The sequence below is a fragment of the Ensifer sp. NM-2 genome (genome assembly GCF_003024455.1).
GTDB classification, from domain to species: Bacteria; Pseudomonadota; Alphaproteobacteria; order Rhizobiales; family Rhizobiaceae; genus Ensifer; species Ensifer canadensis.
The window spans coordinates 21,258-37,911 of record NZ_PVZR01000011.1 but is presented as its reverse complement, the minus strand read 5'-3'; the positions used below and the strand labels follow the sequence as shown (position 1 = coordinate 37,911).

16 protein-coding genes and 3 tRNA genes are annotated in these 16,654 nt (G+C 60.0%); 12 read left to right on the top strand and 7 right to left on the bottom strand.

What is annotated here, in order from left to right; translation table 11 throughout:
- Positions 1-1,842 carry a poly(3-hydroxyalkanoate) polymerase subunit PhaC gene (gene phaC / locus C6558_RS21240; protein ID WP_025426878.1) on the bottom strand — a complete coding sequence of 614 codons (1,842 nt, stop codon included), beginning with the start codon at positions 1,840-1,842 and terminating at the stop codon, positions 1-3.
- Between the two features lie 109 nt (positions 1,843-1,951).
- Between phaC and C6558_RS21235 the strand changes: the two genes are divergently transcribed.
- The 4 genes from C6558_RS21235 (at position 1,952) to recJ (ending at position 6,937) form a co-directional block, all read left to right on the top strand.
- Positions 1,952-2,260: a hypothetical protein gene (locus C6558_RS21235; RefSeq protein ID WP_025426879.1), complete on the top strand. Its 309-nt coding sequence runs from the start codon at positions 1,952-1,954 to the stop codon at positions 2,258-2,260.
- Between the two features lie 124 nt (positions 2,261-2,384).
- Complete coding sequence (locus tag C6558_RS21230) at positions 2,385-3,602, top strand: LL-diaminopimelate aminotransferase (protein ID WP_025426880.1); 1,218 nt, start codon at positions 2,385-2,387, stop codon at positions 3,600-3,602.
- Positions 3,603-3,685: 83 nt separating this feature from the next.
- Complete coding sequence (locus tag C6558_RS21225) at positions 3,686-5,008, top strand: homoserine dehydrogenase (RefSeq protein ID WP_025426881.1); 1,323 nt, start codon at positions 3,686-3,688, stop codon at positions 5,006-5,008.
- Positions 5,009-5,134: 126 nt separating this feature from the next.
- Positions 5,135-6,937, top strand: a complete 1,803-nt coding sequence (recJ, locus tag C6558_RS21220) for a single-stranded-DNA-specific exonuclease RecJ (RefSeq protein ID WP_057205021.1) — start codon at positions 5,135-5,137, stop codon at positions 6,935-6,937.
- Between the two features lie 207 nt (positions 6,938-7,144).
- Here the strand turns inward: recJ and C6558_RS21215 are convergent.
- The 5 genes from C6558_RS21215 to C6558_RS21195 form a co-directional block, all read right to left on the bottom strand.
- Positions 7,145-7,219: transfer RNA gene (locus C6558_RS21215), tRNA-Glu, on the bottom strand.
- Between the two features lie 197 nt (positions 7,220-7,416).
- Positions 7,417-7,491, bottom strand: a tRNA-Glu gene (locus C6558_RS21210).
- A gap of 209 nt (positions 7,492-7,700) precedes the next feature.
- Positions 7,701-7,775, bottom strand: a tRNA-Glu gene (locus tag C6558_RS21205).
- Positions 7,776-7,911: 136 nt separating this feature from the next.
- Positions 7,912-9,315 carry a YcbK family protein gene (locus C6558_RS21200; RefSeq protein WP_057205016.1) on the bottom strand — a complete coding sequence of 468 codons (1,404 nt, stop codon included), beginning with the start codon at positions 9,313-9,315 and terminating at the stop codon, positions 7,912-7,914.
- 400 nt (positions 9,316-9,715) lie between these two features.
- Entirely contained in the window at positions 9,716-10,156 is a 441-nt protein-coding gene (locus C6558_RS21195) for a VOC family protein (RefSeq protein WP_025426884.1), read from the bottom strand.
- Between the two features lie 197 nt (positions 10,157-10,353).
- Here C6558_RS21195 and C6558_RS21190 point away from each other — a divergent pair, with 197 nt between their 5' ends.
- The 3 genes from C6558_RS21190 to C6558_RS21180 all read left to right on the top strand — a co-directional run bounded on the left by C6558_RS21190 (position 10,354) and on the right by C6558_RS21180 (position 12,221).
- Positions 10,354-10,932 carry a cold-shock protein gene (locus C6558_RS21190; RefSeq protein ID WP_025426885.1) on the top strand — a complete coding sequence of 193 codons (579 nt, stop codon included), beginning with the start codon at positions 10,354-10,356 and terminating at the stop codon, positions 10,930-10,932.
- Positions 10,932-11,414, top strand: a complete 483-nt coding sequence (locus C6558_RS21185) for a DUF192 domain-containing protein (RefSeq protein ID WP_025426886.1) — start codon at positions 10,932-10,934, stop codon at positions 11,412-11,414. The genes C6558_RS21190 and C6558_RS21185 overlap by 1 nt, the downstream gene beginning before the upstream one ends.
- A 159-nt stretch (positions 11,415-11,573) precedes the next feature.
- Positions 11,574-12,221 (top strand): outer membrane protein, encoded by a 648-nt coding sequence (locus C6558_RS21180; protein WP_025426887.1) that lies wholly within the window; start codon positions 11,574-11,576, stop codon positions 12,219-12,221.
- Positions 12,222-12,327: 106 nt separating this feature from the next.
- Here the strand turns inward: C6558_RS21180 and C6558_RS21175 are convergent, their stop codons facing one another.
- On the bottom strand, positions 12,328-12,954 hold the full coding sequence (locus tag C6558_RS21175; RefSeq protein WP_084814392.1) for a DUF1062 domain-containing protein: 627 nt from the start codon (positions 12,952-12,954) through the stop codon (positions 12,328-12,330).
- A gap of 535 nt (positions 12,955-13,489) precedes the next feature.
- Between C6558_RS21175 and C6558_RS21170 the strand changes: the two genes are divergently transcribed.
- From C6558_RS21170 to arsH, 5 genes are read left to right on the top strand one after another with little or no spacing between them, the layout of a single operon-like run.
- Positions 13,490-13,843 (top strand): helix-turn-helix transcriptional regulator, encoded by a 354-nt coding sequence (locus C6558_RS21170; RefSeq protein WP_025426889.1) that lies wholly within the window; start codon positions 13,490-13,492, stop codon positions 13,841-13,843.
- A gap of 49 nt (positions 13,844-13,892) precedes the next feature.
- Positions 13,893-14,420: an arsenate reductase ArsC gene (locus C6558_RS21165; protein WP_025426890.1), complete on the top strand. Its 528-nt coding sequence runs from the start codon at positions 13,893-13,895 to the stop codon at positions 14,418-14,420.
- Positions 14,420-15,493, top strand: coding sequence for an ACR3 family arsenite efflux transporter (gene arsB, locus C6558_RS21160; protein WP_057205006.1), 1,074 nt, complete (start codon positions 14,420-14,422; stop codon positions 15,491-15,493). The genes C6558_RS21165 and arsB overlap by 1 nt, the downstream gene beginning before the upstream one ends.
- Positions 15,490-15,918, top strand: coding sequence for an arsenate reductase (glutaredoxin) (arsC, locus tag C6558_RS21155; protein WP_225906175.1), 429 nt, complete (start codon positions 15,490-15,492; stop codon positions 15,916-15,918). Before arsB ends, arsC begins: the two co-directional genes overlap by 4 nt.
- On the top strand, positions 15,893-16,621 hold the full coding sequence (gene arsH, locus C6558_RS21150) for an arsenical resistance protein ArsH (RefSeq protein WP_025426893.1): 729 nt from the start codon (positions 15,893-15,895) through the stop codon (positions 16,619-16,621). Before arsC ends, arsH begins: the two co-directional genes overlap by 26 nt.
- Positions 16,622-16,654: the final 33 nt, after the last annotated feature.

Below are 16,654 nucleotides of genomic sequence, written 5' to 3'. Positions count from 1 at the left end.
TCAGGCGCGGGCGCGCACATAGGAGCCGGGCGCCTCTTCCAGCGTGTTGAGCGTGCCGCCGGGCTTGCGCGCGGGCACGCGCTTCTTGTCCAGCTTTTCGATCCACTGATGCCAGTGCGGCCACCAGGACCCGGGGGTCTCCGTGGCCGTTTTGACCCAATCGTCGAACTCTCCCTTGGGAGGACCGCCGGTCCAGAACTGGTACTTGCCCTTGTCCGGTGGGTTCACGACGCCGGCGATGTGGCCCGAGCCGGAAAGCACGTATGTGACCTTGCCACCGAAGGAGGAACTGCCGAGGAAAACGGAGCGCGGCGGAGCGATATGGTCTTCCTTGGTTGCCAGGTTGTAGATCGGGATCTTGACGTCACCCAGCGATACCTGCTTGCCGGCCAGCATCATCTCGCCCTTCGACAGACGGTTTTCCAGGTAGCAGTTGCGCAGGTAGAACGAATGGTTGGCCGCCGGCATCCGGGTCGAATCGGAATTCCAGTAGAGCAGGTCGAAGGGCAGGGGCTCCTGCCCCTTGAGGTAGTTGTTGACGAAGTAGGGCCAGATCAGTTCGGAGGCGCGCAGCATGTTGAACGCGGTCGCCATTTTCGAGCCGTCGAGATAGCCGGCCACCCGCATGTTGGCTTCCATCTGGCTGATCTGGTCTTCGTCGACGAAGACCTTGAGATCACCGGCGTGAGTGAAGTCGACCTGGGTGGTAAACAGCGTTGCCGAGCGGATGCGCTCGTCGCCCTCTGCGGCATGGAGCGCCAGTGTTGCGGCCAATAGCGTTCCACCGACGCAATAGCCGATGGCATTCACGTCCCGTTCGCCGGTCGCCTGTTCGACGGTGTCGAGCGCAAAGCCGATGCCTTCGCGGGCATAGGCTTCCCAATCCTTGGCCGCATGCCGCTCGTCCGGATTGACCCAGGAGATGACGAACACCGTGTGTCCCTGATCGACCGCCCACTTGATGTAGGATTTCTGCGGGTTGAGGTCGAGCACGTAGAACTTGTTGATCCAGGGCGGGCAGATCAACAGCGGACGCTTGAGCACCGTTTCCGTCGAGGCCTCGTACTGGATCACCTGGCAGACGTCGCTCTGCGCGACCACCTTGCCGGGGGTGATCGCGATGTTTTCGCCGATCGCGAATTTGCTGGTATCGGTCTGGCGCATCCTGAGATCGCCGCGACCGGCCACCACGTCCTCGGCAAACATTTGCATGCCCTTGACGAGATTGGCGCCGCTCGTCGCAACCGTTTCCCGGTAGAGCTGAGGGTTGGTGGTGACGAAATTGGTCGGAGAGAGCGCACTCGAAATCTGCCTGACGTAAAAGGCAGCCTTGTGTTTGGTGTGGTCGTCCAGCCCTTCCGCGTCGCGCACCATCTTGTCAGCCCAGTCCGACGTGATGAAATAGGCCTGCCGGACGAAATCGAAGAACGGGTTTTTTACCCAGTCCTCGTCGGCGAAGCGCTTGTCGGTGCGCTGCAAGCTCACGGGATCGGTGGCGACAACATCACCGGACATGCGATGCAAGGTTCGAGACCACATCTCGAAGAAACTGCCCATCAGATGGGTCTGGGCTTCGAGCGTCCGGCGTGGATCGGAAAGCCAATACTCGGAAACCCTGGAGAGGGTTTTGACCATGTCGGTGACAGGTTCGGAGAAGACGTCGGATTTTTCGCCGGTTTCGCGCGGCGCAAGCCAGGCTGAGGCCGCCTTGCCGAGCTGCTCCATTGCGCGGGCAAGGTTGACCGCGAGGCCTTCGGGATCCTTGACGATGTAGGGTTCAACGGACTTCGGGTCGAAGCCAGCAAAGCCGTCCTTGCCTTCGGCATTCCTGTCTGCTGTCACCCGGTTTCCTCCACAGCATCTTGTTTGTTTTGTATTTTTACATTCTGCCCGAAAATGATTACAAGGGCTAGCGCATCGTCGCGCCACGAAAACAGAGGTCTTTGCCAGTATGCTCGCCGTCGGAAAACAGCGCTCCATCACCTGGGTTGCCGGGATCATTCTCCTCGGCACGCTTGCGGGCTGCAACAGCCAGAAGACCGATTTCGAAAATTATCCCTCCGTCTACGGTCAGAAGCCTGCGGCAACGCAGCAGATGACCAATCAGGAAGCCGCCGATATGCAGGCGCGGCTGTCCGCGCTCGGTGCCGCGCGCAAATCCGGCTCCATCTCCGAAGCGGAGTATCAGCGTCGCATGAAGGAAATGCGAAAGCTTGCCGAAGACCACGGCTCCGACACGTTGAAACAGATCACGAATTAGCACTTGCGTTTCAGGTGATTTGGACGCAAAGCGTTCAATGGCCGCAATGACGGCCGTTCACCAAAGCGCATGTTTTCGCGACGGCCAACCGCTGGCGGATACGTGCGCCAAACGAGGTTTGGAGATGGAAGAGTTTCACAAAGTCCGGCGTTTGCCGCCTTATGTTTTCGAACAGGTCAACCGTTTGAAAGCAAGCGCGCGAGCGGCCGGTGCTGACATCATCGACCTCGGCATGGGCAATCCGGATCTTCCCACTCCGCAGTCGATTGTCGACAAGCTCTGCGAGGCCGTTCAGGACCCGCGCACGCATCGTTATTCGTCGTCGAAGGGCATTCCCGGGCTGCGTCGTGCCCAGGCCGCCTATTACGCCCGCCGCTTCGGCGTCAAACTGAACCCGGACACGCAGGTCGTCGCCACCCTTGGCTCCAAGGAAGGCTTTGCCAACATGGCTCAGGCGATCACCGCGCCGGGCGACGTGATCCTGTGCCCTAATCCGACCTATCCGATCCATGCCTTCGGCTTTCTGATGGCCGGTGGCGTCATCCGCTCGATCTCGGTCGAGCCGGACGACACATTCTTCGGGCCGCTGGAGCGCGCCGTTCGCCATTCGATCCCGAAGCCGCTGGCGCTGATCCTCAATTACCCGTCGAACCCGACGGCGCAGGTTGCGACGCTCGATTTCTATAAGGAAGTCGTGGCATTCGCGAAGAAGCACGACATCATCGTCTTGTCGGATCTGGCCTATTCGGAAATCTACTTCAACGATGCGCCGCCACCATCCGTGCTCGAGGTGCCGGGCGCGATCGACATCGCGGTCGAGTTCACCTCGATGTCGAAGACGTTTTCCATGCCCGGTTGGCGCATGGGCTTTGCCGTCGGCAACGAGCGGTTGATCGCGGCGCTGACGCGCGTGAAGTCTTATCTCGACTATGGTGCGTTCACGCCGATCCAGGTTGCCGCCACCCAGGCACTTAACGGTGACGGCAGCGACATCGCCGAGGTCCGCAACATCTACAAGCGCCGTCGCGACGTGATGGTCGAAAGCTTCGGCAAGGCCGGCTTCGACGTGCCGCCGCCGGCAGCCACGATGTTTGCCTGGGCCAAGATCCCGGAGAAGTTCCGTCATCTCGGATCGCTCGAATTCTCAAAGCTGCTTGTAGAGAAGGCCGATGTGGCCGTAGCGCCGGGCATCGGCTTCGGCGAGCAGGGTGACGACTATGTGCGTCTGGCGCTCGTCGAAAACGAGCACCGCATTCGTCAGGCGGCACGCAATATCAAGAAGTTCCTGTCCACGGCTGACGAGACGATGCACAACGTCATCTCGCTCAACGCGCATCGGTAAAAGACGGGGGCGTGCCAGGCGCGCGCCCCTACCGCAACGGCCCCGCCGTTCTGGCGGGGACCCTCACATGTTAGGAAATGGCTATGGCAGATGCCCTCAAAATTGGCATTGCGGGCTTGGGTACCGTCGGTGCCTCGCTCGTGCGAATCCTCCAGGATCGTCACGAGATGCTGGCAACGACATGTGGCAGGGCAATCGAAATTACAGCCGTAACGGCGCGTGACCGCTCCAGGGATCGTGGAGTCGATCTGTCGAAGACCACCTGGTTCGACGATGCCGTCTCGCTCGCTGCCAATGCCGATATCGATGTCTTCATCGAATTGATGGGCGGTTCCGGCGACCCGGCCTATGCTGCGGTCAAGACGGCGCTCGGCCGTGGTATCCATGTCGTCACCGCCAACAAGGCGTTGCTGGCAGCACATGGCATCGAGCTTGCGGCCATTGCCGAGAACAACGGCGCGCTGCTCAACTACGAAGCTGCCGTTGCTGGCGGCATTCCCGTCATCAAGGCGCTGCGCGAATCCATGACCGGCAACACGATCTCGCGCGTCTACGGGATCATGAACGGCACCTGCAACTACATCCTGACGAAGATGGAGAAGGAGGGTCTGTCCTTCGAGGCCTGCCTGAAGGAAGCCCAGAGGCTCGGCTATGCTGAGGCCGACCCGGCCTTCGACATCGAAGGCAACGATACCGCCCACAAGCTATCGATCCTGACGAGCCTTGCCTTCGGCACGGCGATTGCGGCCGACGACATCTATCTCGAAGGCATCACCAATATCTCCATCGACGATATCAATGCCGCGGCCGATCTCGGATACCGGATCAAGCTTCTCGGGGTCGCCCAGCGCACCGAAAGCGGCATCGAGCAGCGCGTACATCCAACGATGGTTCCCTATGATTCGGTGATCGCTCAGGTCGATGGCGTCACCAATGCGGTCGCGATCGAATCCGATATTCTCGGCGAGCTGCTGATGGTCGGTCCGGGTGCCGGCGGCAACGCGACGGCGTCGGCCGTTCTCGGCGACGTCGCCGATATCGCCAAGAGCCGCCCTGGCGCCCAGCATGTGCCCGCATTTGGTCGTCCGACCAATGCGCTGCTGCCTTACAAGCGCGCGCAGATCCAGAGCCACGAAGGCGGCTACTTCATCCGCCTGAAGGTCGTCGATCGCACAGGCGTCTTTGCGAGCATTGCTTCGCGCATGGCCGAAAACGGCATTTCGCTGGAATCGATCATGCAGCATTCCAAGCACCCGAAGGAATCGGACGAGCCGCAGACGATCATTTTGGTGACGCACGCGACCGCCGAGCATTCGGTGCGCGATGCGATCGTCGCGATCAAGAGCGAGGGCTATCTGGTCGGCGAGCCGCAGGTGATCCGCATCGAGCGGCCGAAGGCAGCCTAGCTCAAGGTGCAAAGCTGTTGAGAACGGGCCCCATCGACCATTGGCGTCGGTGGGGCCTTTTTCATGCCGGGTTTTGCGTGCGCGCATTGTTCGCTAATAACGAAGAGATTGAGGCAGGTGGACAGCATGGAAGAACCGGTAGACCCGATACAGCGAGCTTTTCTGGGCGTCGAGCGATCGATCAGCGGTCAGCGCTGGGTCTCTCGTCTCGACCAGGCCGGGCAGAACCGCGCGCTGGCGATCAGCCAGGTTCATGGCTATTCCGATCTCATTGGACGCGTGCTGGCCGGCCGTGGCGTTTCGCTCGACGATGCCGCGACCTTCCTCGACCCGACGCTTCGCTCGCTGATGCCGGACCCCGACACCTTGACCGACTGCCGCAAAGCGGCAGAGCGCCTGTCGCTGGCAATATCCAGGCGCGAGAAGGTAGTGGTCTTCGGCGACTACGACGTCGATGGCGCTGCATCCTCGGCGCTGATGGCGCGCTTCCTCGAACATTTCGGGCTCGAGGTCGAGATCTACATCCCCGATCGCATCTTTGAAGGCTATGGCCCCAACCCACAGGCGATCGAACAGTTGATCGATAACGGGGCCAGGCTCATCGTCACCGTCGACTGTGGCTCGACCAGCCATGAATCGCTCGCTGTCGCGGCCCAACGCGGTATCGACGTCGTCGTCATCGACCATCACCAGGTCGGCTCGACGTTGCCGCCATGCCATGCACTGGTCAATCCCAACCGCGAGGACGATCTCTCCGGCCAGGGGCACCTTTGCGCTGCCGGCGTCGTCTATCTCGTTCTCGTCAATGCCGTGCGGGTGCTGCGCGCCGCTGGTGATGCGCGCGTTGGGACTTTCGATCTACTGGCGCAACTCGATCTCGTGGCACTCGCAACCGTTTGTGATGTGGTGCCGCTGAAGGGGCTCAATCGCGCCTATGTGGTCAAGGGGCTGATTGCAGCCCGGCATATGGGCAATGTCGGGCTGGCCGCGCTGTTGCGCAAGGCGGCGATCGGCGGTCCCGTGACGCCATATCATCTCGGCTTTCTGGTCGGGCCACGCATCAATGCGGGCGGGCGCATCGGGGACGCGGCGCTTGGCAGCCGCCTGTTGACGATGGACGATAGTGCTGCGGCTGAAACGATTGCGGCACGGCTCGACGAGCTCAACCGCGAGCGGCAGGCGATGGAAGCGGCGATGTTGGCCGAGGCCGAGGCCGAGGTTCTGGCTGAGTACGGCACGGGCGAGGGCGCCTCCGTCATTGTGACGGCGCGGGAGAACTGGCACCCCGGTATCGTCGGGCTGATCGCGGCGAGAATAAAAGAGAAATTCCGTCGCCCGACCTTTGCCATTGCCTTCGATCCGAATGGTCGCGGCACCGGATCGGGTCGGTCGATTGCTGGTTTCGACATGGGAAAGATGGTTCGTGCCGCCGTCGACGGCGGATTGTTGGTGAAAGGCGGCGGCCACGCCATGGCCGCAGGCCTGACGGTCGAGCGGGCAAAGCTCGGCCGGTTGCGCCAATTCTTTGAGGAGAAGGCTGAAGCAGCCGTGCGGGACCTCGTTGCGGTGCAGACGCTGAAGGTGGACGGCGCGCTCGGCGCGTCTGGCGCAACGCTGGAACTGATCGATCTGCTGGAGCAGGCCGGCCCCTACGGCTCCGCCCATCCGCAGCCGGTCTTCGCCTTCCCCCTGCATCGGCTGCGCGACTGCCGCCAGGTTGGAGCCAACCACATCAAGGTGACCCTCGAAGGGCAAGACGGCAGCCGCCTCGAAGGTATCGCCTTTCGGGCCGTGGAGACGCCGCTCGGCGACTTCCTGTTCGCCAGCCGTGGCGCATCCATTCATGTTGCGGGTTCGGTTTCGGCCGATCTTTGGCAAGGCCAGCGGCGCGTGCAGTTGCGTGTAAGCGACGCTGCCAAGGCAATGTAGCCGGCAGCCTGAATCTATATTCCGTCAAGCTCTGCGGTGCCGCTTGGAATGCATGACTATCTGCCGGGATCGAGTCCAGTCATCTCCTGTGAACCTGCGTCAGAGACGGGGCAGAAGTACTCCGCGCCACGGGACGGAGCATGACTATTTTTGGTCCTGCGAAGACGTGCAGGCCGAACATCAACAATGTCGAGGGGAAGGTCACAGTGGCACGCCCTAGGGGAGTCGAACCCCTCTTCCCAGAATGAAAATCTGGTGTCCTAACCGATAGACGAAGGGCGCACTTGCTGTGTGGGCGTCTTATAGTCAGCGCTTTTGCCGGCTGCAAGCGCTAATGTCAGGATTTTTGAGGTTTTTCTGGGGAAAATGCAGGAAAAATCAACGGCTAAGAACATGGCGCAGATGCCTGAAGCCGAGGGGCATGGGTCGATGCAATCGGCGCCAAAACGGAAACGAATGTGCTGGGGAGGGGATCACAGTGGCACGCCCTAGGGGAGTCGAACCCCTCTTCCCAGAATGAAAATCTGGTGTCCTAACCGATAGACGAAGGGCGCACTTGCTGTGTGGGCGCCTTATAGGCAGCGCCTTTGCAGACTGCAAGCGTGAATCTGAAAATTCGTGTGCTTTTCCCGTGAAAAAGAAACGGAAAAATCTGCACCCGTTCGGCGTGCATGTGCGCATCGCATATTCGAGCGCACGCTGAATTCTCGGCAAGAAACTGCCGATCACCAATAACAAAATCATCTGAAGGGGAGGGTCACAGTGGCACGCCCTAGGGGAGTCGAACCCCTCTTCCCAGAATGAAAATCTGGTGTCCTAACCGATAGACGAAGGGCGCACTTGCTGTGTGGGCGTCTTATAGTCAGGCGATTTGATTACCGCAAGCGGCAATTTTCATTTTTCTGTAAAAAATGCAAAAGCCGGAAAAGATGGACGGATCCTGCGGATTAGCTCATGGAAACAAGGGCTTGCCTTCAGCCCTTGCCGCGGCGGCAGCGCCAGTTCCAATCGCGCTGGGCGCCGATGTCGATATGAACCGATTCCGTGTGGCAGTAGGTTCCAACGCCACCGCGCCCGGGAATGCTGCGCAGGAAATCTGCCAACTCCCACTTGCTGACGCCCTTCACCTGGATGTCTGCCGCCTCGCAGCGCGTATGGAGGGATTGCTTTGCGCGGTTGACCTTGATCGGGCGCAGGCCCGAAGTCACCATCACTTGGCGGCCGTAATGCGTTTCAACCTGTTTGAGCATCTGCATCAGCTCCGGCTTGAAGCAGCCGGCCTCGACCTTTTCGGTCTGCAGGATAAGGCCGCTTGGTGCCAGACGGGCCAAGCCGGAAAGGGAGGCGACCTGAACCGGTGCGTCCTCTTCGTCCGCCGCGTGGTCTTCATGCGCCACGCTGAACAGCGGGCTCATCTTGACGCCGGGCAGGCCCTGATAGGCGAGCGAGGCCATCTGCGGCTGGCTGGCGTTGCTGGTGGTGATGGTTTTTTTCTCAGCCGGCTGCGCTGCGCGCGCCGTTTCCTGCTGCTGTTTCTCCTTGCGTTTTCCCGCAAACAGGCTCGCAAGCGTCCAGGTCTTCGGTACTTCCTTGGAGCCGCTTTCGCTGGCCTTGGCGTTCGGCGTGGCCGTGGCGGCCTGGGTCGCCACGTCTGTTGCCGCCTGCGCCTGCTCAACAGCTTGTACGGGCTGAAGCACGCGCGATGTCTTGCCGCCGAGGGCGGCTTGCGCGCTCAAGGGCAGCGGTACCGAGGCGGGAAGAGTAGCGCCTTCCGGGGCGGCATAGGCCATCACTGCTGTATCGGACGGGGCGCCGGAAGTCTCATTCGATGCGCCTTGCTGCGGCTGGATGATCGGCTGGGGTTGCGGCTGAGGCTGAGGCTGAGGCTGGATTTGCCCCTGTCCTTGGCTGCCGCTGAAGAGGCTGTTCGTCGTTGCGTTCATGCTCGGCTGGGCAGCGCCTGTGGCCGGGACGGAGCCCGTCGCCTGCGGCTGTGCGCCCGCCATCGCCGCTTGACCGGCCGCGGCCGGAGCCTGGCCATAGATGCTCGATGAGGCCGCACGCAGGCCCGTGCTCTGCATGGTCAGCGGCCCACCCTGTTGCGCGGGGGCCTGACCCGGCGCGAGAGCGCTATTGCCTTGGGCTGCCTGCGGGTTGCTGCCAACCGCCGACACTTGAGCGTCGCGAACGGTCGCGCCGGTCTGGGGCGAATCGGCGACCTGCAGAGCGTCTTGCGCTTCCTCTACCTTCAACGCATTTGCTGCTTCGCTATCAGCGACGGCAGACACGCAGCCGCTCAACGCGAACAGCGAAACGGATATCGCGGCTGCGCGGCTGAAAGTTGCCAGCAGCGCTCCCCTTGTTTCCCGATGTTGCAACGTCCTATCCCCGCTCTCCGTGCATGATCGGCGAGATCGTCGCCTTTCCATGCATTAAGTCTCAGTTCCGAAACATCGCCCAGAACAAACAAACACGAATTTCGCGCGGCGACCAATCGGATCGCCGCGGGAAGGATTAGGCCAAATACAGTTAGGGGCGTCGCCACGAGACATCGCGGATAGAACCCCGTATCAACGTTTCGCGCGGAAAGTTACTGAACGATACGTGATTTGTAAACTGGCGCTAACCTTGAGCCCACATGCGCCAAGCATGCGAAGGCCCGGTGTCGATGCCGGGCCCCGGATCATTCGTCAATTCAACGGATCCGCGACTCGACTGTGCCAAGCCGAAACTCCCGGCTGCAGACGTCAATCATCGGCGGCCAGAATTGCGCGAGGCTTACCAGGCGCCGGTGTTGGCCATGGACGCCCAGGGCTCCTGCGCCGCCAGGTTCTCGCCCTTCTGCAGGATCTCGATCGAAATACCGTCGGGTGAGCGCACAAAGGCCATGTGCCCATCGCGTGGCGGGCGGTTAATGGTTACGCCGTTGTCCATCAGGTGCTGGCAGAAGCCATAAATGTCATCCACCTCATAGGCCAGGTGACCGAAGTTGCGACCGCCTGTATAATCTTCGCTGTCCCAATTGTAGGTGAGTTCGAGGCACGGCGAGAGTTCGCCCTTTGCCCGGTCGAGATCGCCTGGGGCGGCCAGGAAGACAAGCGTGAAGCGGCCCTTCTCGTTCTCGTAGCGACGGATTTCGCTGAGGCCGAAAAGCGTGCAATAGAAGTTCAAGGCCTCGTCCAGATTTTTGACGCGAACCATCGTGTGCAGATAACGCATTGCAATGTCCCTGTTTCGAAGAAGATGGCGTATACTTATCTGCCAGCAAGCCAGAGGCAAGGCTGCGTCCCTACATTGGATCCAGGCCAAAATACGCCGAGGGTCTTGCGCACCAGCGGCGGGACGATGTTATTCTGGTCAATAAGAATCAGTTAACCGTAGTCGGTAGTCGCGCGTAAACGAGGGGCTGGGAGAGAATGGCGGATAGGACATCTTCAAAAGACGTCATGCATGATGACGACTTTGGCAGCGACGCCCTCGACCTCGTCGAAATCACCGGCGTGATCAAATGGTTCGATGTCGCCAAGGGGTTTGGCTTCATCGTGCCTGATAACGGCATGCAGGATGTGCTGGTGCACGTGACCTGCCTGCGGCGCGACGGCTATCAGACGGTGCTCGAAGGGGCCCGCGTCGTGGCTCTCATCCAGAAGCGCGACCGTGGCTACCAGGCCTTCCGCATTCTGTCGATGGATCAGTCGACGGCCATTCATCCCTCGCAACTGCCGCCGATCAGAACCCACGTGCAGGTAACGCCGACGAGCGGCCTCGAACGTGTCTTGGTCAAGTGGTTCAACCGGACCAAGGGCTTCGGCTTCTTGACGCGCGGCGAGGGCACGGAGGATATCTTCGTTCATATGGAAACGTTGCGCCGTTTCGGTCTGACGGAACTGCGCCCCGGCCAAGTGGTTCTCGTGCGCTTCGGCGACGGTGAAAAGGGCTTGATGGCGGCCGAGATCCATCCCGATGGCCCAACACCGACAAGCCGTTCGCACTGATGTCGATGGCTCGAACCTTTTCTGCAAGAAGCGCCGCCACGGCGCTTTTTTTGTCGGCGCTACTGTTTGCAGCCTTTGCGCTAGCGGAAGCGCAATTCACCAGCGACCGGATGCGGCTGGTGACGGCCGACAACAAGATCCATGAGTTCACGGTCGAGCTTGCCATCGATGCCGATCAGCGGGAGCAGGGGCTGATGTTTCGGCGCTCAATGGCACCCGATCACGGAATGTTGTTCGATTTCGGTGATACCCGTCGGGTGATGATGTGGATGAAGAACACCTATCTGGCGCTCGACATGCTGTTCATCGACAAGAGCGGTACTGTGCGGACGATCCATCAGGATGCCGTGCCGTTTTCCGAGGCGATCATCGATTCGCGTGAGCCGGTGGCCTATGTGCTGGAACTCAATGCCGGAACCGTCAAACGGCTCGGCATCAAGCCGGGTGATCGGCTGGAAGGCGCTCGTATCGTCGGTAACTGATGATGCAGGGCACGGTGTCCGACGTGGCCCGGTTAACGTTTTCCAACCAGCTGATTTAAAAGCGCAATTCATTATTCTTGCACTGCAGCGAGCCTTTTCGGCAGACGCGCCCTACATAAGTTGGTAGTCTTTCTATCGGACCAACAGGAGGCATCTGTGATGATCAGGCATGTGCTTGTTGCAATCATTGCTGCGGCCGCCTTCGCGCCCGCGGCATCGGCCGCCGATCTGACCGAAAACCTCGAGCCGGCGCCCCTCGTGGAAGCAGCGCCTACCTTTGTCTGGACCGGCGGTTATGTCGGTCTACAGGGTGGTGGCGGCTGGCTTAATGGCGATTTCAGTACGCCGGGCGGAAGCGCTTCACAGGATTTCAATGGCGGCCTTCTCGGTGCCTTCGCCGGCTTCAACTACCAACAAGGCGATTGGGTCTACGGTATCGAAGGCGATGTCAGCTATAACTGGAACGACAAGACCTTCGATATCTTCGGCGCCTCTCCGGAAGCCGGAACCGATGTATCCGGTTCCGTCCGCGGCCGTCTGGGTTACGTCGTCAACGACAAGGCACTTGTCTATGCGACCAGCGGCTGGGCGATTACGCGCGGCTTTGTCGATGTGCCTGGGGCTTCCAAGGAAAAGGAAACCTTCAATGGCTGGACGATCGGTGCCGGTGTCGACTACGCCTTCACCGACAGCCTGTTCGGTCGGGCCGAATATCGCTACAACGACTATGGCGACAAGGATGTCGGCGGCTACAACGTCGATTTCGACCAGCATCAATTCACCGTCGGCATCGGCGTAAAGTTCTAAAGATTGTGAATGCGAGGAGAGGGCGCCGATGGCACGGAGCCCTCTTTGCTGTCGTCATCGTGCTCTTCACGCTTTGATCGGGGCCGAGACCCCAGCCAATCTTCGGCTAAGGCCCGGCGCGGCTGAGGATTGCATTACGATCGGCTTCGCCGGCAAGATCGATGGTGATGCGCATTTCATCCTTCACCGGTCGCCGTAGAGCGTTCTTGCCCGATGGTGCTGTGGAGAGGCGGCCTGCCTCTTCAAGTATGGCGATACGCTTGCGTGATAGGCCGAGTTCCATGGATAGCAACCGCTCCGTTCGCAGCGATGTTTTCATCGCCAGGTCAAGAACGATCTCCAGAGGCGGGGATGATTCGGCGGCCGGGTTCAGAATCGTCTTTTGCACATGAACCTCGGAAAACTCCTCGATCTGCCCCGCATCCCGGCGCAACCCGTCGAGATCGAAAGAGACCTTCTCGATCCAGGCTTCGTCATTGGTCTGAAGCGCGTTGAGCGTGTGCGGATCGATATCGCGGATGTGGCGGCGTTCGAAGATGGGGCGGTTCCAGGTGCTGTCGCAACTGCAGCAGCGATAGATCAGCCAGGCATCCAGCCGCCGACCATTGGCATTGAGCCGTGTCTTGCCGCTCGGCTCGAATGGACGTGCTGCTCGGCAACGGTTGCAGGCGAGCCAGGGACGCGGCGCGATTTTGGGTTTGATGGTCCACTGGAACAGGTATGTGTGAGACATGTCGTCTGGTTCTTCCGATTGGAAGTCCATCAAGACGACGGTTTGAGCACCCGTTCAGGGGACGCGGTCTGGCAGCGTTGTTGGTGATGGTTCGATCCGCACAAGCAATTGTGCGGCGACAGGTCGGCAATGCCATTCCGGTCTCGAACCGTCACCTCGACGAACGCATTGAGTTGCGATCCGACAGCGACGATCGCTATCGGGCGTACGTGGTGAAACAAGCGAGACCGGGGTTTACAAAGGCAAAGCGGAACTCCAGGAAAAGGCAGCGCAATTTGTTGCGCAACCGTCCTAGCCGAATATTGTTGCTACGGGAAGTAGTAGTATTTGTGATAGTCGCGTTTTTGGATTTGTCGTGGGCGTGTGAGGACGAGTTTCTCTGATTGAGTTTTTCTATGTGCCGTCGGACACCGGATGACCCAGTCGGGAAGGCCGGGCTGTCGTGCCGGCATAGAAATTCTTGTTAAGAGGTACTAGGCGCTCAAAGTTCGAAGAACGCGTTGACTCGTATCCATATATCCAATAGGTTGGATATATGGATAACTTGGAAGCCATCACTGCGCTGGGCGCACTCGCACAGAGCACTCGTCTGGACACGTTCCGGCTGCTCGTCAAACATGAGCCTGACGGGCTGCCCGTTGGCGAGTTGGCGAAGATCGTCGACGTGCCGCAAAACACCATGTCTGCGCATCTCAAAACGCTGACACAGGCTGGCTTGATCTCCGGTGAGCGCCACAGCCGTTCAATCATCTACCGTGCAAAGCTCGATGTGTTCCGCGAACTGACACTGTTCCTGATCAAGGACTGCTGTGGCGGCAATGCGGAGATTTGCACCCCTTTGATTGCCGAACTCATGCCGTGCTGCCCACCCGTGGGAGTGAGCGCATGACTGGCTTTATTTTTCTAAAGTCGGACCAACACCACTAGGGACAGCTCCAATGTCTGAACGTGTTTATAACGTGCTCTTCTTGTGCACGGGCAATTCCGCTCGCTCTATTCTTGCCGAGTCCATCCTCAACGCCGAGGGCAAGGGCAGCTTCCGCGCCTACTCCGCGGGCAGCAATCCAAAGGGCGAGGTCAATCCTCACGCCATCAGGGAGCTAGACGCACTCGGTTATCCGTCCACGGGGTTTTCCTCGAAAAGCTGGGACGTCTTCGCTGAGCCAGGCGCACCGCAGATGGACTTCATCTTCACCGTCTGCGACAGCGCAGCAGGCGAAGCGTGCCCTGTGTGGATTGGCCATCCCATGACCGCACATTGGGGTGTCGAAGACCCGGCAGTCGTCGAAGGGACAGAAGTCGAGGTGCAAAAGGCCTTCGCTCAAGCTGCAAGGTTCGTCAAGAACCGCATATCGGCGTTTCTCAGCCTGCCGCATTCCTCCATCGACAAGCTCGCCCTCGAACAGCACCTGCGCCAGATCGGCAGGATGGAAGGCTCCACGCAGCCTCAGGAAAAGGCAAGCTGATGTCGACGTTTGAACGTTACCTTACCGTCTGGGTGTTTCTCTGCATTGTTGTCGGCATCGCGCTTGGTCATCTGATGCCAGGCGTCTTCCTGGTCGTCGGGGCAGCGGAAATCGCCAAGGTGAACATCCCCGTCGCCGTCCTGATATGGTTGATGGTTATCCCCATGCTGCTGAGGATCGACTTCGGATCATTGTCTAAGGTCGGCAGCTACTGGCGCGGGATCGGCGTCACCCTGTTCATCAACTGGGCGGTCAAGCCGTTCTCAATGGCGCTGCTCGGTTGGCTGTTCGTAGGCTACCTGTTTCGTTCGTGGCTGCCCGAAGACCAGATCGACTCCTATATCGCGGGCCTGATCATTCTCGCCGCAGCGCCGTGCACGGCCATGGTCTTCGTCTGGTCGAACCTGACAAAGGGTGAGCCGCATTTCACGCTTTCCCAGGTCGCACTCAACGACGCCATCATGATTGTCGCGTTCGCGCCGATTGTCGGCCTACTCCTCGGACTGTCGGCAATCACGGTCCCTTGGGACACGCTGACGATCTCGGTCGCGCTCTACATCCTGATCCCTGTGGCGATCTCGCAGGTCCTTCGCAAGATGTTGATGGCCGACGGCACGACGAGGGCTCTCGATGGGCTTCTCACCAAGCTGCAGCCTCTGTCGCTCTTGGCGCTTCTGGCAACCTTGGTCCTGCTGTTCGGCTTCCAGGGTGAACAGATTACCGCCCAGCCGACGATTATCGCACTGCTTGCAGTTCCGATCCTGATTCAGGTCTACTTCAATTCCGGCCTGGCATACCTTTTGAACCGGATGACTGGCGAACAGCATTGCGTTGCGGGACCGTCCGCACTGATTGGGGCATCAAACTTCTTCGAACTCGCGGTCGCGGCGGCCATCAGCCTGTTCGGCTTCCAGTCGGGTGCTGCGCTGGCAACCGTCGTTGGGGTCCTCATCGAGGTCCCGGTGATGCTGTCCGTCGTCTGGATCGTGAACCGCTCGAAGGGCTGGTACGAAGCAGGCACTGCCGTCGCCAAGAACACCATCGTCGAAAAAGCCGTTGCCGAAAGGGCATGATCATGGACGTCACTATCTATCACAACCCGGCCTGCGGCACGTCGCGCAACACGCTGGAAATGATCCGCAACGCGGGTATCGAGCCGACTGTCATCGACTACGTGAACACGCCTCCAACACGCGACCGGCTCGCGCAGACGATCACCGATGCGGGGCTTACGGTCCGTGAGGCGATCCGCGAGAAAGGCACGCCCTATGCGGAACTGGGCCTCGATAATCCGGAGCTGACCGATGATCAGTTGCTCGATGCCATGCTGAAGGACCCGATCCTGATCAACCGTCCGTTCGTCATCACGCCGATGGGTACCCGTCTTTCCCGTCCGTCCGAACTCGTCCTCGATATCCTTCCAGACACTCACAAGGGTGCGTTCACGAAGGAGGATGGCGAGCGCGTCCTCGATGAGAAGGGACGGCGCATTGTCTGAAACACTTCCTGCCGCCGCCAGTGAACACTTGTGTATGCTCGATCTCGATGCGCTGCATCCCGCGTTCTCGACACGCAAGCCGCGCATCCTGATCCTGTACGGTTCACTCCGGGAAATCTCCTACAGCCGTCTTCTGGCACACGAAGCTCGCCGCCTGCTGGAGCGCTTCGGCTGCGAGGTACAGGTGTTCGATCCCAAGGGCTTACCACTCCCCGATGAAGCGCCGATCAGCCATCCCAAGGTGAAAGAACTGCGCGACCTTTCCGAGTGGTCCGAGGGCCAGGTCTGGGTCAGCCCGGAGCGACATGGCGCGATGACCGGCATCATGAAGGCCCAGATTGACTGGATCCCGCTTTCCCTCGGCTCCGTTCGACCGACTCAGGGCAAGACGCTGGCGGTCATGGAAGTGTCCGGCGGCAGCCAGTCGTTCAATGCGGTCAACCAGATGCGCATTCTCGGTCGCTGGATGCGGATGATCACGATCCCGAACCAGTCTTCATTTGCCAAGGCCTACCAGGAGTTTGACGGCGATGGCCGGATGAGGCCGTCGTCCTACTACGACCGCGTCGTCGACGTCTGCGAAGAGCTGGTGAAGTTTACGTGGCTTACCCGAGATGCGTCGTCGTACCTCACTGACCGCTACAGTGAGCGGAAAGAGGATGCGGAGAAGCTGGAGAAGCGGGTTCAGCTCAAGGCCATCTGAACAAACGCCTTGTTCGAAGCTCCACCAGGGGAT

What these genes read in the sequence shown, in the direction of transcription:
- C6558_RS21235 (WP_025426879.1), top strand. Translation starts at nt 1,952, where the DNA reads ATGCTCGCCGTCGGAAAACAGCGCTCCATCACCTGGGTTGCCGGGATC.
- C6558_RS21225 (WP_025426881.1), top strand. Translation starts at nt 3,686, where the DNA reads ATGGCAGATGCCCTCAAAATTGGCATTGCGGGCTTGGGTACCGTCGGT.
- C6558_RS21230 (WP_025426880.1), top strand. Translation starts at nt 2,385, where the DNA reads ATGGAAGAGTTTCACAAAGTCCGGCGTTTGCCGCCTTATGTTTTCGAA.
- C6558_RS21185 (WP_025426886.1), top strand. Translation starts at nt 10,932, where the DNA reads ATGTCGATGGCTCGAACCTTTTCTGCAAGAAGCGCCGCCACGGCGCTT.
- C6558_RS21170 (WP_025426889.1), top strand. Translation starts at nt 13,490, where the DNA reads ATGGATAACTTGGAAGCCATCACTGCGCTGGGCGCACTCGCACAGAGC.
- C6558_RS21190 (WP_025426885.1), top strand. Translation starts at nt 10,354, where the DNA reads ATGGCGGATAGGACATCTTCAAAAGACGTCATGCATGATGACGACTTT.
- C6558_RS21180 (WP_025426887.1), top strand. Translation starts at nt 11,574, where the DNA reads ATGATCAGGCATGTGCTTGTTGCAATCATTGCTGCGGCCGCCTTCGCG.
- arsH (WP_025426893.1), top strand. Translation starts at nt 15,893, where the DNA reads ATGAGAAGGGACGGCGCATTGTCTGAAACACTTCCTGCCGCCGCCAGT.
- arsC (WP_225906175.1), top strand. Translation starts at nt 15,490, where the DNA reads ATGATCATGGACGTCACTATCTATCACAACCCGGCCTGCGGCACGTCG.
- recJ (WP_057205021.1), top strand. Translation starts at nt 5,135, where the DNA reads ATGGAAGAACCGGTAGACCCGATACAGCGAGCTTTTCTGGGCGTCGAG.
- C6558_RS21175 (WP_084814392.1), bottom strand. Translation starts at nt 12,954, where the DNA reads ATGTCTCACACATACCTGTTCCAGTGGACCATCAAACCCAAAATCGCG.
- arsB (WP_057205006.1), top strand. Translation starts at nt 14,420, where the DNA reads ATGTCGACGTTTGAACGTTACCTTACCGTCTGGGTGTTTCTCTGCATT.
- C6558_RS21165 (WP_025426890.1), top strand. Translation starts at nt 13,893, where the DNA reads ATGTCTGAACGTGTTTATAACGTGCTCTTCTTGTGCACGGGCAATTCC.
- C6558_RS21195 (WP_025426884.1), bottom strand. Translation starts at nt 10,156, where the DNA reads ATGCGTTATCTGCACACGATGGTTCGCGTCAAAAATCTGGACGAGGCC.